The sequence below is a fragment of the Armatimonadota bacterium genome (assembly GCA_013314775.1).
Taxonomy (GTDB): Bacteria; Armatimonadota; Zipacnadia; order Zipacnadales; family JABUFB01; genus JABUFB01.
The window spans coordinates 79583-93683 of record JABUFB010000001.1; the positions used below are offsets into that span (position 1 = coordinate 79583).

Genomic DNA, 14101 nt, shown 5'->3' on the forward strand with positions numbered 1-14101 from the left:
AACTGATGCCTTCGGCAGCATGTACAGGCCCGGCATTCGGCGACCGAGGAGATCATGGCCTCGGGCGTTTCGATGCTGGGTGCTTCGCATCTGCCGGTGCATCGTTGTGCACGTTTGCGGGCGAAAACAGGGAGCACATTCTCATGCTGAGCGACTTGGAGATCGCGCAGGCGGCGGAGCTGCGTCCGATCCTGGACGTGGCGGCGGACATTGGAATCACAGAAGACGAGCTTGACCTGTACGGCCGCTACAAGGCCAAAGTCGACCTGTCTGTTCTGGACAGGTTGGCAGCGGAACCCGACGGGAAGCTGGTGCTGGTTACCGCGATTACCCCCACTCCCCTCGGCGAAGGCAAGACGGTGACCACCCTGGGCCTCGGACAGGCCCTGCGCTACATCGGAAAACGAGCCGTGACCACCACCCGGGAACCCAGCATGGGCCCGGTTTTTGGCATCAAGGGAGGGGCGGCCGGGGGAGGCTACGCCCAGGTCGTCCCCATGGAAGACCTGAACCTCCACTTCACCGGTGACATCCACGCGGTTGGCGCAGCGAACAATCTCCTCGCAGCCATGATCGACGCCAGCATCTGGCACGGCAATCCCCTGAACATCGACCCTTACACCATCTCGTGGAGACGCGGGGTGGACATGAATGACAACTTCCTGCGGAACATCGTAGGCGGTCTGGGCTCCAAGGGCGACGGCAGGCCCCGCGAAACCGGATTCGATATTACGGTAGCCTCCGAGGTCATGGCGATCCTTTCGCTATCCACCGGTCTGCGCGACCTGCGGGAACGCTTCGGCCGGATCCAGGTAGCGCTGAATACCGAAGGCAAGGCGGTCACGGCTGAGGATCTGGGTGCGGCCGGCGCGATGACGGTCCTCATGCGTGAGGCTATCAAGCCCAATCTGATCCAGGCCCTCGACGGCGGCCCGGCTTTCGTGCATGCCGGACCGTTCGCCAATATCGCCATCGGCTGCAATTCCATACTCGCGGACAAGATCGCGCTGAAGTGCGCCGATTACGTGGTGACTGAAGCCGGTTTCGGCGCTGACTGCGGCGCTGAAAAGTTCTTGAACATCAAGTGTCGCACGGGCAAGATGCAGCCGTCCTGCGTAGTGATCGTCGCCACCTGTAAGGCCCTGAAGATGCACGGAGGGGCTTTCGAGATGAAGCCTGGCCGCAAGCCTCCGCAGGAGGAGCTTGAGAAGGAGAACATCCCGGCTCTCGTCAAAGGCGCCGAAAACCTCATCAAGCACATCGAGAACATGCACCAGTTCGGGCTACCGGTGGTCGTGGCTATAAACACCTTCAGCTACGACACCGACGCGGAACTGGGCGAGATCGAACGCATCGCTGTCGAGGCCGGCGCGATGGCCGCTGTGCGCAGTTACGTCCATGCACGGGGCGGCGAAGGCGGCGCGGAGCTGGCTGAAGCAGTGGTGGCCGCTTGCGAACAACCCGGCGAGTTCAAGTTCCTGTATGAGCTCGATGAACCCATCAAGTCAAAAATCGAGAAGATCGCGACGCGGATCTATGGCGCAGACGGCGTCGAGTATTCCGCCGAAGCCGAGCGAAAGATCGCGACATTCACCGAGCAGGGCTACGACAAGCTGCCGATCTGCATGGCCAAGACCCATCTGTCGCTGAGCCACGATCCGAATCTCAAAGGACGGCCCACCGGCTTCACCGTCCCGGTCCGCGACATCCGCCCGTCCGTCGGCGCCGGGTTCCTGTATCCGCTGTGCGGCGAAATGCGCACCATGCCGGGACTGCCCTCGCGCCCGGCGGCCGTTGACGTGGACATCGATGAGAACGGCAACACAGTGGGCCTGTTCTGAGCCCACCGCCGCAACAATCCTCGCCTGCGCGAGGCCCAACATTGCGAATACGGGAGCGAATCGATATGAGCGCGACACTGCTCGAAGGCGCACCCATTGCCGACAAGATCAAGGAAGACGTGAAGGCTGCAATCGCCTCGATGAGCGCGCCGCCGAAGCTCTGCGCGGTGCTTGCCACGGACAACAAGGGCGCCGCGTTCTACGCCGCTGCCCAACAGAAGGCGTGCGAGGAAGTGGGGATCGGTTACGAACTCGTGGAACTTGGCGCCGAGGCCGACCAGTCGGCCATCGAGACGAAGATCGCTGAGCTCAATGCTGACAGCGCGGTGACCGGGATTATCTTGCTCATGCCTGTTGCCGAAGGCGTGGACGCCCGGGCTTGCCAGGCTGCCATTGACCCGAAGAAAGATGTGGACGGCGTGCACCCGGCCAATTTGGGCCGGGTCGTTCAGGGCGGAACTACCCTGGCGCCCTGCACCGCTCAGGCGGCCTTCGCACTGGCGCAGGCGTCTGGCGTTCCGCTGTTCTCCAACCCGTCTGAGGCGGCAGGTAAAGGCGTCGAGGTCTGCGTGGTCGGTCATAGCGAGATCGTGGGCAAGCCCACCGCACTTCTGCTGCTGGACCGCTTCTGCACCGTGACCGTCTGCCACATCGGCACCCAGGACCTGAAGGCCCACACCACGAAAGCGGACCTGCTGGTGGTGGCGGTGGGCAAGGCGGGGCTTATCACCGGCGAACACATCAAACCGGGCGCGGTGGTCATCGATGTCGGTATCAACCGCATCAAGGGGGAGGACGGAAAGATGAAAACCGTCGGTGACGTGGTCTTCGAAGAAGCGGTGGAAATCGCGTCCCAGATCACCCCGGTGCCCGGCGGTGTGGGCACGGTCACGACCGCGATGCTGCTGAAGAACGTGGTGGACGCCGCTCGCCTGCAGGGAATGTAGCAGGACGGGGTTGTGATGATTGGCGGCCGGCGGAGCTCTGTGCTCTGCCGGCCGCTTGCATTGGGGGCCTGGCGCGCGCCTGGCCTCAGCCCAAATCCCCCGCTTGCCATGCTTCCCAGGCGCCGGCTCTCTGCAAAGCGCGCCGCAAGCGGTTGCACGACTCGCACTGCCAGCAGTGCTCTGCGCCACCGTGGTAGCAGCTCCAGACGAGACCGATGGGCGCGCCGATTTCCCGCGCCAATGTCACGATCTGCGCCTTGTTCAGGCCCACTGTCGGACTGACCACCTGAGGGTGCGCCCGGGTGGAGAGCGCGAAGAACCGCCCGGCGGCGTCCATGAACTCCGCCGAGTTGTCAGGGAATGTCGCGGCCTCCTCGACGTTGAACCCCACCACGATCGCCTGGCAGTCCATGGCGTCCGCGTATGCTGCGGCCACATTGAGGAACACGCCGTTGCGGTTGGGTACCCACACTGCGGCGGCTGTCTCGGTTGCCTGCGCCAAGTCATCGAGCCGATGCGGTGCGAGGACGGGGACGTCCGCGGCTTCGTCTGTCAGCGCGCTCCTGCCCAGTGCCCCCAGCCAGGGCAGTGCTGGCACTTCGTGCGCACACCCCAGCCGTCCGGCAACGGCGCTCGCGGCCTGGATCTCCCGTTTCCGCGCCCGCTGGCCGTAATCGAAGGTGAGCGCCAGGACCACTTCCCACTCGCTCCGCGCGGCCCAGGCAGCCACCACGGAATCCAGCCCTCCAGATAGCAGCGCGATGGCTCTCATGTCACTCTTCCCTGTAGATCGCCGACTGCTCGGGGGTCTCCCACACGCGCACGTGTTTGATCGTTGCCGGTCCACCCTCAAGTCGGGACTTCATCTGCATGTAAATGTGCCGGGCGATGTTCTCCGACGTGGCGTTCCTGTGGGTGAAAGCCTCAAGCTCATTGAGCATCCGGTGGTCCATCTCGCCGAGGACGGCATCGCAGAGGGACTTCAGGTCGCCGAAGTCCATGACGAAACCCAGGGGGGACAGCTCAGGCGCTGTCACCGCAACCTCCACCCGGTAGTTGTGCCCGTGGACCCGCGCGCAGGCTCCGTCATACTCGCGCAGACAGTGCGCCGCCGAAAAATGACGCTCCACAATCAGTTCGAACATGGCATCTCCCTCAACTTTCTCTCCCTGTTATACAATGCACGGGCCGGTTTCGCGAAGTAATTCGGGAAGATCGCAGGTAGCGCAAGTCGGACAAGGGGCACGTTCCTTACGGCTTTCTTCCTCCGAGTCTCCGGTTTCTTACCAATTCGAATGGTAAACTATATTGACTGCGTCTGCAGTCAGGCAAAAGGAAGGTTTCGCGTATGTCTGTGAGGCGCCTCTCCGTCGGGATGCTTGCCGTCGCCTTCACCGCCTGCATGACCGCTGCGGTGGCTGACTACAAGTCCGACCTCATGAGCAAGGTCGTCATGTACGAGGTCTCCCAGGGCAAGTTTGCTCCACTGTACCCGGCGTTCGCAAAGCAGATAGTGGAGGACTACGGGATCACGAGGGGCATCTGCGTGGACGTCGGTTCCGGCCCGGCCAGTTTCGCCATGGAACTTGCGAAGATCACCGAGATGAAGGTGTACGCCCTGGACATCGATCCCAACTCCGTGCGGCTTGCGTCCATTCTGGTTGACGAGGCCGGCCTGACTGGCCGCGTCATTCCTGTTGAGGGCGATGCCCAGGACATGCCCTTCCGGACCGAGTTCGCCGATCTCGTCTTCAGCCGCGGCTCGATCCCGTTCTGGCCCGACCGGGAAGCGGGGGTGCGCGAGTGCTACCGCATTCTCAAGCCCGGAGGCGTGGCGTATATCGGTGGGGGGTTCACTCGGATTCTGCCGCCGGAGATCCGCGATCCCCTGGCGAAGGAGCGCGCCAATGCCGGCGAGCAGGAGGGGTTCAAGGTCCCGAATGACCTGGACCAGGTTGCCCTGCGCGCCGGGATCCCCCCGGGGCAGTTCCGTTTCATCCCGGAGCCAATCGCCGGGTGGTGGCTTGAGATTCGTAAGCCGACAGACCACTCCGCTTGGTACCGCCGCTGGTCCGCAGAGCTTGCCCCCTGGCATGACGCCATGGCCGAGCAGATTGTGGAGCGCTACGCGGTGCGCTCCGGCCGCTGCCTGGAACTGGGCTGGGGTGCGGGGAGCATCTCATTGCCTCTGGCCCGGCGGACGAAACTGACTTTCATCGTGGGGGGCTATGACTCCGACGCCGCGAAAGTCGCCAATGCCCGGGCGCATGAGAGCGGCTGTGCGGACCGCATCCAGGCTATCGCCTGCGACCCCGAACACTTGCCCTTCGATGACAACACCTTCGACTATGTCTTCGGACATGCGGGACCCGCTATCTGGCGCAACCCGGACAAGGTGTTCCGCGAGATCTCCCGCGTCCTGCGACCGCGCGGCATTGCTCTCATCGGCAATGGCTGCCCGATGCAGACGGAGAAGGACAGCGAGATGAGGTTCCGCAAGCTTGCGAAGGAGCTGCGGGAGGCACCTGACGCCCCGACCGATGGCTTCAAGCAGTGCGCCGAGAAGGGGATCTTCGACAAGTGGATCGCCGCCTCGGGCGCCAACGGCCGGCTCGTATCCGTACCCGACATCCACAATCAGTGGGTCGAGATCCGCAAGTGAATAAGTCTGCAACCCGCGCCGGGTGGTGTGACCGGCCCGGCGCGGTGATAACAAAGGGCCCAAGGGGATGGAAGAAAATGCGAAACACAAAGCGTGGCTTCACCCTCATCGAGTTGCTGGTCGTCATCGCAATCATCGCCATTCTTGCCGCGATCCTTTTCCCCGTGTTCGCGCGCGCCAGGGAGTCCGCGCGGAAGACCTCGTGCCTGTCGAACCTGAAGCAACTTGGCCTGGCATGCCACATGTACGCCCAGGACTGGGACGAGCTCATGCCCTGTGACTACTACGCCTGCAACAGCAGCACAACCCACGCCCGGCTGGTGGGTCAGATCCTGCCGTACATCAAGAACCGGCAGGTCATGTACTGCCCGTCAGCGGCGAAGATGGGGCTCCCGGACATCGTGCCCACGGACGCGAACATCGCCGCGGGCAATATCGGCTATTACTACTACAGCTTCGACCAGGTGCCCGGCACCGTCACTCCGAAGGGCGGCACGAACTACACCACCTGGGTCTCCTGGGGATTTCTTGTGAACTCCATGGGGCAGAACTACCCGCGCATCATGAGCGAGCAGTGGGACAGCGACTATTGGCTGTGGTCCGACGTCTTCTGCGAGCCAATCAAGATCCGCATCCACGAGGCCAGTTTCGGTTCCATCAACGTGGTCTACATGGACGGGCATGTGAAGTTCCAGCCCGGCCAGGCGCGGAACGTCTACAAATAGACGGCCTTCGCGTTGCGAGGTCCCTTCCGGGGCGACGGCGAATCATGCTGTCGCTCCGTTTCCTTTTCAGGAGGCTGATCGCATGGGACCGCGGAATGACTTCGCCCGAGTGCGCCAGTCCCTCATGCTCCAGGGAAAGCCCGACCGGGTTCCCCTGTGGGAACTGCACGTGGACACCGCCGTCAAGGAAGCCTTTCTCGGCAGGCCGATTACATCCGAGCACGATGAGGCGGCCTTCTGGATCGAAGCCGGCTACGACTATGTGCCGCTGGCGGCGGGCATTCTCCAGGTCGGCGGGGTGCTCTCGGGGGAAGCCGCCACCGTCAAGACCGACCGCTACAGCCTCTACAGCGAGGCAGACAGCGAGATCACCTGGGCGGCCGAGGGTCAGGGGGTCATCGGGTCCTTCGAGGACATGGAGCGCTTCCCCTGGCCCGCGCAGGCTGATCTCTCGCTGGAGCACGTGGAGCGCATGGTCCGCGTCCTGCCCGACAGCATGGGCGTGATCGTGGTCGTGGGCAAGATCTTCACCCCCGTCTGGATGCTCATGGGCTTCGAGGGTTTCGGCGAAGCCTGCGCCTTTAACCCCGATCTTGTGGCCGCCATGTTCCAGCGCGTCGGCCAACTGCAGTTCGACTGCTGCCTTCGGGCCATGAAGATCCCCGGCGTCGTGGGGCTGTGGATGAGCGACGACATCGCCTACGGGCAGGGAATGATGGTCAACCCGCGCATCCTGCGGGAGCACATGTTCCCGTGGTACCGACGTCTGGGCGAAATCCTGCGCGAGGCGGACATGCCGTTCATCTACCACTCCGACGGCAACCTGTGGCCGGTCATGGAGGACATCATCAGCTGTCACTTCAACGCCCTGCACCCCATCGAGCCCAAGGCCATGGACAGCCGGGAACTCAAGGCGAAGGTGGGTGACCGCCTGTGTCTGCTGGGCAATATCGAGCTGGATCGCCTGAGCCGCGGCACGCCCGATGAGATCCGGCGCATGACCCGGCGCAACATGGAGGACCTGGGGCACAATGGGGGCTACTGCGTGGGTTCGTCGAACTCGGTGACCAATTATGTGCCGCTGGAAAACTACCTCGCGATGGTGGAGGAGGGCCTGAAAGGGTAGGGTCAGTCCAGGAGCCCCAGCGCCGCGGCGGGGATCCGCGCTGTTCTTCCCGGCCCCTGACGCTCCTTGACGATTCCCTTGACCCTGACATTGTTCATAGGTTAAATTTAGTTGCTCTAAAGTCCGGCCGCACCAATCACCGATGGAGGTCGCAAGCATGACACACGGTCGCAAAGGTTTCACGCTGATTGAGTTGCTCGTAGTGATCGCGATCATCGCAATCCTGGCGGCAATTCTCTTTCCCGTCTTCGCCCGTGCCCGTGAGAAGGCCAGGCAGTCGTCCTGTCTGTCCAACCTCAAGCAGATCGGTCTGGGCCTGGCCATGTATTCCAGCGACTATGACGAACAGCTGGTGCGCTACTATGGCAGTGACTACATGTACTTCGAGAAGATCATGCCGTACGTAAAAAACCAGCAGATCTTCAAATGCCCGTCCAGTGGCTCGGGCTGGTCCGTGCCTAACACCACCGGTTGCAGCATCGTCCATCCGCCGGAATCCGGCGCGCGCGCCCGCGGAGGGTACTGCAGCTACGGTATGACCACGATCCAGGAGACCTACGGCGAGTTCGACGGTATCGCCGGCACCAGCACTCTGGGTTACGGCGCCGGCTGGTCGGAGTCGAATATCCAGCTTCCGGCCGAGAAGATCGCGGTCTGCGACACTCCTTGCTGGCGCTTCCGTGGCATTGACCACTACAATGCCTTCCGGTCAGGCAATCCGGCTTACGTCCCGCATAATGACGGCATGAACGCGGTCTTCGCTGACGGCCATGCCAAGTGGGGAAAGGACTTCAAGAAGGGCAATTTCGATATGCGGGCCACCACGATCTACGAGTAGGCCTGACTGCAACCTTGCTGCAGAACAGAGGCGGGCGGCGAGACCCGAAGAGGGTCAGCCGCCCGCCGTTTTGAGTCGGCGCTTTACTGTCGGCCGCCGAAGTCCCCTTCCTTGATCCACGTTCCCGAGATGTACGAGTACGCGTGGCTGCCCCGGTAGTGCGCCGCGCAGAAGATCCGTCCATCCGGCAGCTGTACCCAGCCCGAGTAGCCGAAATCCCCCGGCGGTGACAGCCGGTCGTTCTCCAACTCCAGGAGTCTGTCTACCTCATACTGGCCGCGCAGGCCGTCCGCAGGGGCCCGATCCCGCGGAACCGTCCGGACGCCCGGTGCGAAGCGCTCCGGACAGGGAACGCGGGACCCTCAGCCGCGTGCTTCAGCGCCAGGCGATGGTCGGCCGTTCTAGTTCCTCAACCCGCCTGTCGGAGCGGGAATCCGGCCGCCTCGCGACACGAAGCGAGAGCTGTCCAGCGCTCGAACGGGCATGATCGGCGCGGTGCCCAGCAGGCCGCCGAACTCCACAAGCTGTCCGACTTCGCCGCCCGGCACCGGGATAATGCGCACCGCGGTGGTCTTGTTGTTCACCACGCCGATGGCCGCCTCGTCCGCGATGATCGCCGCGATCGTCGCCGCCGGGGTGTCGCCCGGCACCGCGATCATATCCAGTCCCACCGAGCAGACCGCGGTCATGGCCTCCAGCTTCTCAATGCTCAGCACGCCTTCGCTGGCCGCCCGGATCATCCCCGCATCCTCGCTCACCGGGATGAACGCGCCGCTGAGGCCACCGGCGTAACTGGTGGCCATCGCGCCGCCTTTTTTCACGGCGTCATTGAGCAGGGCAAGAGCGGCGGTTGTCCCCGCCGCGCCGCAGCGCTCCAGACCCATCTCTTCGAGAATGTGGGCCACGCTGTCGCCCACCACCGGGGTCGGCGCGAGGGACAGGTCCACGATGCCGAAGGGCACGCCGAGCCTGCGCGAGGCCTCCTGGGCCACAAGTTGCCCCATGCGCGTGATCTTGAAAGCCGTCCGCTTGATGGTCTCGGACACCACACCGAGATCGGCGTCCGGAGCCTGCTCCAGCGCGCGTTTTACGACCCCCGGACCACTGACGCCCACGTTGATGACGCATTCCGGCTCGCCGATGCCGTGGAATGCGCCGGCCATGAAGGGGTTGTCCTCGGCGGCGTTCGCGAACACCACCAGCTTCGCACAGCCGATGCCGCCCTCGTCCGCCGTGAGCCGTGCGGTCCGGGTAATCACCTCACCCATCTGGCGCACCGCATCCATATTGGTGCCGGCCTGGGTGGTCGCGATATTGACGGAAGCGCAGACTCGCTCCGTGGCTGCGAGAGCCTGCGGGATGCTGGCGATGAGGCGCGCGTCACCCGTCGTGTAGCCCTTGTGGACCAGCGCCGAGAAGCCCCCGATGAAGTTTACGCCCACCTCCGCCGCCGCGGCATCCAGCGTCCGGGCGAACTCCACGTAGTCCTCCTCGTCGCAGGCTTCGGCCACCAGCGCGAGGGGAGTCACCGAGATGCGTTTGTTGATGATCGGTATGCCCAGGTCCTTCTCGATCGCTTCAGCCACGGGCACCAGCCGCGCGGCACAGGAGGTAATCTTCTCGCGCATGCGCCGCCGTGCTTTCGCGCCATCGGAATCGCCGCAGTCACGCAGCGAGATGCCCATAGTAATGGTGCGGATGTCCAGGTTCTCAAGCTGGATCATTCGCAGGGTCTCGAGTATCTCCTCAGTGGCAAGAAAGCGCATGGGATCGCCTCGGGGTAATCTGGGGAATCACACACGGTGCATGGCGCTGAAGATCGCTTCGGCCTGCACACGCACCTGCACGCCCAGGTCTTTGCCCACTTCATCCAACCGCTGCCCGAGGGCTTCGACGCTCAGGTTCTCGTCGAGAATCTCGGCCAGCATGAGCATGGTGAAGTAGTCCTGCAGGATGGTCTGGCTGATATCCAGGATGTTCACGTTGCTCTCAGCCAGAGCGGTGCTGACCCGGGCGATGATGCCCACCCGGTCCTTACCAAGGACGGTGATGACGACTTTCATGGGTTCAGGCTCCCTGTTTCCTTTTCGTCGATCATGCGGCGAGCGCACCACGAAAGCGGGGGACTGGCATCTCGGGACAGAGCCCTTCGCGCATCGGGCGCCTGTGAGGCCTTCCGCAGAGCCGCGCCAAAGGCATCGGGAACAGGCCCGTCTCCGGGTGAGGTCCGGACCCGGATGCTAGTCCCCCAATGCCTTCCGCCGACACCCGGAAGGCCCCTTCATGCGTTCTTCCCGCGCGCGGCGATGCGCCAGACGTCCTCCACCCGGTCATCCTCGCCGAGAATCACCATCTCGTCATACAGGTTCAGAGCGGTGCAGATGCGCGGTGGGATGATCTCGAACCGGTCGCCAACCCGCGGCTTTTCGGGCAGGCTGCTGATGTCCAGGTACCCGTGCTCATCATTGATCTTCGACACCTTCACCCGCGGTTCCCCCCGCGTCCAGCCATATCCCTCAGTGAGTTGGCTGACCTGCTGATCCAGGGACTTCGTCCCGGCGTCGCAGATGGCCCGGTCGCGCGCGGGTACGCTGATGACCTGCGTGAGTATGGTCGCCGCAACGCACTCCGCGCCGACGGTGCCCAGATCCACCTGGTTGTGGTCGTACAGGCAGTAGGTCCCGGAGCGGATTTCGGTAAGCCCGCAGCCTTTGAAGTAATGCAGCGCGGTGGGTGTACTCCCGCCGCTGATTCGGACGATGGGGAACCCCACCTGCCGCAACCGGTCCGCCTGGGTCGCCAGGAAATCGCCCTCCGCCGCCACCGCCTGGGTGCGCTCCTTTGGGGTGCGAGTCTGGTAGCTCCGCGCCCCGTAGGCCATGATCCCCACCAGCGCGAGTCCGGGCAGGTTCGCCACCTGTTCTGCCAGCGGGATCAGCCCCTCCTCCGTGACTCCGCAGCGTCCCGCGCCGCCGTCGAGTTCGATGAGTACGTCGAGGGTCATCCCCGCGCCAGAGAATGCTTCGCTCAGCCCGCGCGCGACCTCGATGCTGTCCACTGCCGTCGAGAGCTTCGGGACTCTTCTCGCCAACGCAACCAGCCGCGCAAGCTTCAACGGCCCCACGATCTGGTTGGCGATGAAGATGTCCTCGATGCCCGCGGAGGCCATGACCTCGGCCTCACCCAGCTTCGCCGCCGTCACGCCGGCAGCCCCCGCGCGTATCTGCATCTGCGCGATCTCCGGGGTCTTGTGAGCTTTGATGTGGGGGCGCAGTTCCAGGCCGGCCTCGTCCGCGACGGCCTGCAGGCGCATCAGGTTCTCTTCGAGAATCGGCCGGCGCACCAGCAGCGCCGGGGTGTCGATGTCCTGCAGGCCCCTGCCAATCAGATGCGGCGTCATGTCGCGATTCTCCCGTCGATCATTGCTTGGCGCATGGCCCCTGGCTGCCGAGGCTACTCGGGCTGCGCGTCTCCGAAGCGTATGGTGAACAGGTGCCGGCCCGGCCCCGGACGGGCCAAGAGGTCACTTCCCTCAAGCGCCATGCCTTCCGGCAGGTTCGCGGGCGTGCTCAGGCCGAGGGCACCCAGGGACACCCGGACCACGGTTGCGTCCGTGACCTGCAGCCGCAGGACGGTCTCGGGTGCCGGGGTGTCCTTCGCAACGGCCTGCCCCTTCCGCGTCAGGAGGGCAGTGCATCGGGCGAAGGTGAGGTCCGCTGTTGGCCCAAGAGTGAGCCAGAAGTAGGGCTTCTCCTCGTCGGTCACGATATCCAGCCGCGAGGGCGGCGTGGTCGATCGCACCATTGTCGCGGCCCAGTCCAGGCCTTCGGATGTTTTTCCGACGTGCCCGGCGCTCCAGGACTCGAAGAGCACCTTGTGGTCGGGCAGGTCTTTGAGCCCGCGAAAGGTCTCCCAGGTCTGTTCGGGCCAGATCGTGGGGTCCTTATCCCCATGGGCCAGGAGCAGATTGCAATGGGCGGCGTTGGTGATGAAGGTGCGGGGAGATCGCCGCGCATACTCGAAATCCACTTCGGGAGAAGCCCCGGGCGCGCCACCACACACCGCCTCAATGTGCTGCTGGTAGCCGTTGTGCTGCTTCTGCCAGGCGCGCATATCGGTGATAGGGCAGTATGCCACGCCCGCCGCGAACAGGTCGGGGTACTTGGTGCACATGAGGCTTGTCATGTGCCCGCCGCCCGAATCGCCGATGATCATGATGCGGTCCGGGTCCACGGCGAACTGCTCGCGCATCCAGTTGACCGCGTCCACGATGTCATGCTGGGCGAGGATCGATCCGCCGGCCTGCCGGGCATTGGGGTTCGTGGTGAGATTCGGCCCGCGGAAGTGGGGCAGCACAAGCAGCCACTTGCGCCGGACGGCCTGGCGCGGGTACTCCTCCACCATCTGGCGGTAGTCGCCGGACCATGTGTGCAGACCGACCAGAAGGGGCAGCGGGCCCTCGGGCAGGGGATCGGGAACGCCGAAGATGATGGGCTGCTCAACCCCATCCACGGAGGATGTAATTCGGGTCTCTTGCAGCCGGAAGCCGCCAATCCGAGGGAGGCGCGCCTGGCCGGGGACATCGGCGCAGGCGGCTGTGAGCAGGCAGGCGGCGGCGATGGCGAGCAACGTTTCGGGGAGCATGCGGGCCTCCAGGCCCGCGCCGGGACGCCGGGCTACTGCTCGCGACAACTGTCCGGGTCCCGTCGCGGGAGCTTCCACTTGAGCAGAATACTGAGTATGCGGGTAAGCACCGTGAGCCCGGCCCCCGCGCAGATGGCGACTGTTTCCGGCAGGCCAAGCGCCAGCGCGCCCCACAGTACAAGCGCTCCGGCGATGCTGGCCGAAGCATAGATCTCCTCGCGGAGCACCACGGGGATGTCTCCGGCCAGCACGTCGCGCATCATGCCGCCGCCTACTCCGGTCATCACCGCCATGGTGACCATGCCGAGACCGCCGGCATCCGCCGCCTGGGCTTTCATGGCGCCGATTGCTGTGAACACCCCCAGGCCGACCGCATCGAACACGAGCAGCGACCGCTCGGTGCGGGCGAACAGCCTGTACAATACAAACACGGCACCCGCGGCCACCAGGGAGATGAGCACATAGACCTGATCTCCAAGCCAGAAGGGGCGCACGTCCAATAGCGCATCCCGCAGCGTGCCGCCTCCGATGGCGGTAACCAGCGCCAGGACGCTCACGCCGAACAGGTCCATGCCCTTTCGCACGCCTTTGAGCGCACCGGACACGGCGAAAGCGAAGGTTCCCAGGTAATCGAGAATCAACAGCAGCATGAAACGCGCTCCCGTCAGCTGTCGGCCAGTTCGAGGAGCCCCCACAGGCTCGGGTCCCAATCGGCGGGGAAACCGGGCGGAGTCGACCACAATTGTCGGCCGCCCGGAACATCGTGCGCCATGTAGTTGAACCCCATCCGCAGGCCCACGCGCGGCTCGAACCCGGTCAGAACATGTGCCGGCAGGAAGGCCTCCAGCGTGTAATGATCCGGGCCAACTCGCGAGGCCAGGCGGATCTCCGACGGATCGCACAGCGGTGCACGCTCTCTTGCCCTGCGAATGTTCCCCTGCCACGCCAGCGGCTCCTGCCTGCTCGGCCCGCCGCCCTTGGGCAGGAGGACGAAGTGATGGCAGAAACGGGTGGCGCGGTGGGTGGTCTGGGTGCCGCGCGTGTCGATCCAAAGCTGCAATCCGTCGCCGGCGTGGGGTGAACGGCGGTTGACGGACACGGTGCCCACGGGTTTGTCGCAGTATTCGGCGATGAACAGCCCCGCATCGCTCCAGGCCACGTGGATCCGGGCGAAGCTGTCCGCCCCATCGAGTTCCGCAAGCGCAGGCAGGGCCGGAATGTCGGTCCAGTCGCCGAGGTCCCCATCGATCTGGAGCGTACCGACACGCGGGATCCGGGCCACGGCTTTGAACAGCACGCGGGAGGGAAAGCCGGGCAT

At 64.3% G+C, this 14101-nt stretch carries 15 protein-coding genes; 6 read left to right on the top strand and 9 right to left on the bottom strand.

What is annotated here, in order from left to right; all coding sequences use genetic code 11:
• Nucleotides 1–143: 143 nt before the first annotated feature.
• Together HPY44_00310 and HPY44_00315 are read left to right on the top strand one after the other, a co-directional pair.
• Nucleotides 144–1841 carry a formate--tetrahydrofolate ligase gene (locus HPY44_00310; protein NSW54425.1) on the top strand — a complete coding sequence of 566 codons (1698 nt, stop codon included), beginning with the start codon at nucleotides 144–146 and terminating at the stop codon, nucleotides 1839–1841.
• A 65-nt stretch (nucleotides 1842–1906) separates the two neighbouring features.
• A complete protein-coding gene (locus HPY44_00315; protein ID NSW54426.1) occupies nucleotides 1907–2788 on the top strand; it encodes a bifunctional 5,10-methylenetetrahydrofolate dehydrogenase/5,10-methenyltetrahydrofolate cyclohydrolase in 882 nt (293 codons plus the stop codon).
• Nucleotides 2789–2873: 85 nt separating this feature from the next.
• Here HPY44_00315 and queC read toward each other — a convergent pair whose 3' ends face one another.
• Both queC and queD read right to left on the bottom strand, forming a co-directional pair.
• A complete protein-coding gene (gene queC / locus HPY44_00320; GenBank protein NSW54427.1) occupies nucleotides 2874–3560 on the bottom strand; it encodes a 7-cyano-7-deazaguanine synthase QueC in 687 nt (228 codons plus the stop codon).
• Nucleotide 3561: 1 nt separating this feature from the next.
• Nucleotides 3562–3933 (bottom strand): 6-carboxytetrahydropterin synthase QueD, encoded by a 372-nt coding sequence (queD, locus tag HPY44_00325; protein ID NSW54428.1) that lies wholly within the window; start codon nucleotides 3931–3933, stop codon nucleotides 3562–3564.
• A 203-nt stretch (nucleotides 3934–4136) separates the two neighbouring features.
• On the opposite strand from queD, the gene HPY44_00330 reads away from it, so the two are divergent.
• The 4 genes from HPY44_00330 to HPY44_00345 all read left to right on the top strand — a co-directional run bounded on the left by HPY44_00330 (nucleotide 4137) and on the right by HPY44_00345 (nucleotide 8139).
• On the top strand, nucleotides 4137–5450 hold the full coding sequence (locus tag HPY44_00330) for a class I SAM-dependent methyltransferase (GenBank protein ID NSW54429.1): 1314 nt from the start codon (nucleotides 4137–4139) through the stop codon (nucleotides 5448–5450).
• A gap of 77 nt (nucleotides 5451–5527) precedes the next feature.
• Nucleotides 5528–6175, top strand: a complete 648-nt coding sequence (locus HPY44_00335) for a DUF1559 domain-containing protein (protein NSW54430.1) — start codon at nucleotides 5528–5530, stop codon at nucleotides 6173–6175.
• An 82-nt stretch (nucleotides 6176–6257) separates the two neighbouring features.
• Complete coding sequence (locus HPY44_00340; GenBank protein NSW54431.1) at nucleotides 6258–7301, top strand: nucleoside 2-deoxyribosyltransferase; 1044 nt, start codon at nucleotides 6258–6260, stop codon at nucleotides 7299–7301.
• A 157-nt stretch (nucleotides 7302–7458) separates the two neighbouring features.
• Nucleotides 7459–8139 (top strand): prepilin-type N-terminal cleavage/methylation domain-containing protein, encoded by a 681-nt coding sequence (locus HPY44_00345; GenBank protein NSW54432.1) that lies wholly within the window; start codon nucleotides 7459–7461, stop codon nucleotides 8137–8139.
• An 83-nt stretch (nucleotides 8140–8222) separates the two neighbouring features.
• Here HPY44_00345 and HPY44_00350 read toward each other — a convergent pair whose 3' ends face one another.
• The 7 genes from HPY44_00350 to HPY44_00380 all read right to left on the bottom strand — a co-directional run bounded on the left by HPY44_00350 (nucleotide 8223) and on the right by HPY44_00380 (nucleotide 14101).
• Nucleotides 8223–8387, bottom strand: a complete 165-nt coding sequence (locus tag HPY44_00350) for a hypothetical protein (protein NSW54433.1) — start codon at nucleotides 8385–8387, stop codon at nucleotides 8223–8225.
• 153 nt (nucleotides 8388–8540) lie between these two features.
• Nucleotides 8541–9905: a PFL family protein gene (locus HPY44_00355; GenBank protein ID NSW54434.1), complete on the bottom strand. Its 1365-nt coding sequence runs from the start codon at nucleotides 9903–9905 to the stop codon at nucleotides 8541–8543.
• A 27-nt stretch (nucleotides 9906–9932) separates the two neighbouring features.
• Nucleotides 9933–10202, bottom strand: a complete 270-nt coding sequence (locus tag HPY44_00360; GenBank protein ID NSW54435.1) for an ACT domain-containing protein — start codon at nucleotides 10200–10202, stop codon at nucleotides 9933–9935.
• Between the two features lie 218 nt (nucleotides 10203–10420).
• The gene (locus HPY44_00365) at nucleotides 10421–11539 is read right to left on the bottom strand and encodes an alanine racemase (protein NSW54436.1); all 1119 of its coding nucleotides are present in this window, start codon (nucleotides 11537–11539) and stop codon (nucleotides 10421–10423) included.
• Nucleotides 11540–11592: 53 nt separating this feature from the next.
• The gene (locus tag HPY44_00370; GenBank protein NSW54437.1) at nucleotides 11593–12783 is read right to left on the bottom strand and encodes a prolyl oligopeptidase family serine peptidase; all 1191 of its coding nucleotides are present in this window, start codon (nucleotides 12781–12783) and stop codon (nucleotides 11593–11595) included.
• Nucleotides 12784–12815: 32 nt separating this feature from the next.
• A complete protein-coding gene (locus HPY44_00375; protein NSW54438.1) occupies nucleotides 12816–13433 on the bottom strand; it encodes a trimeric intracellular cation channel family protein in 618 nt (205 codons plus the stop codon).
• Nucleotides 13434–13447: 14 nt separating this feature from the next.
• On the bottom strand, nucleotides 13448–14101 hold the full coding sequence (locus tag HPY44_00380; protein NSW54439.1) for a hypothetical protein: 654 nt from the start codon (nucleotides 14099–14101) through the stop codon (nucleotides 13448–13450).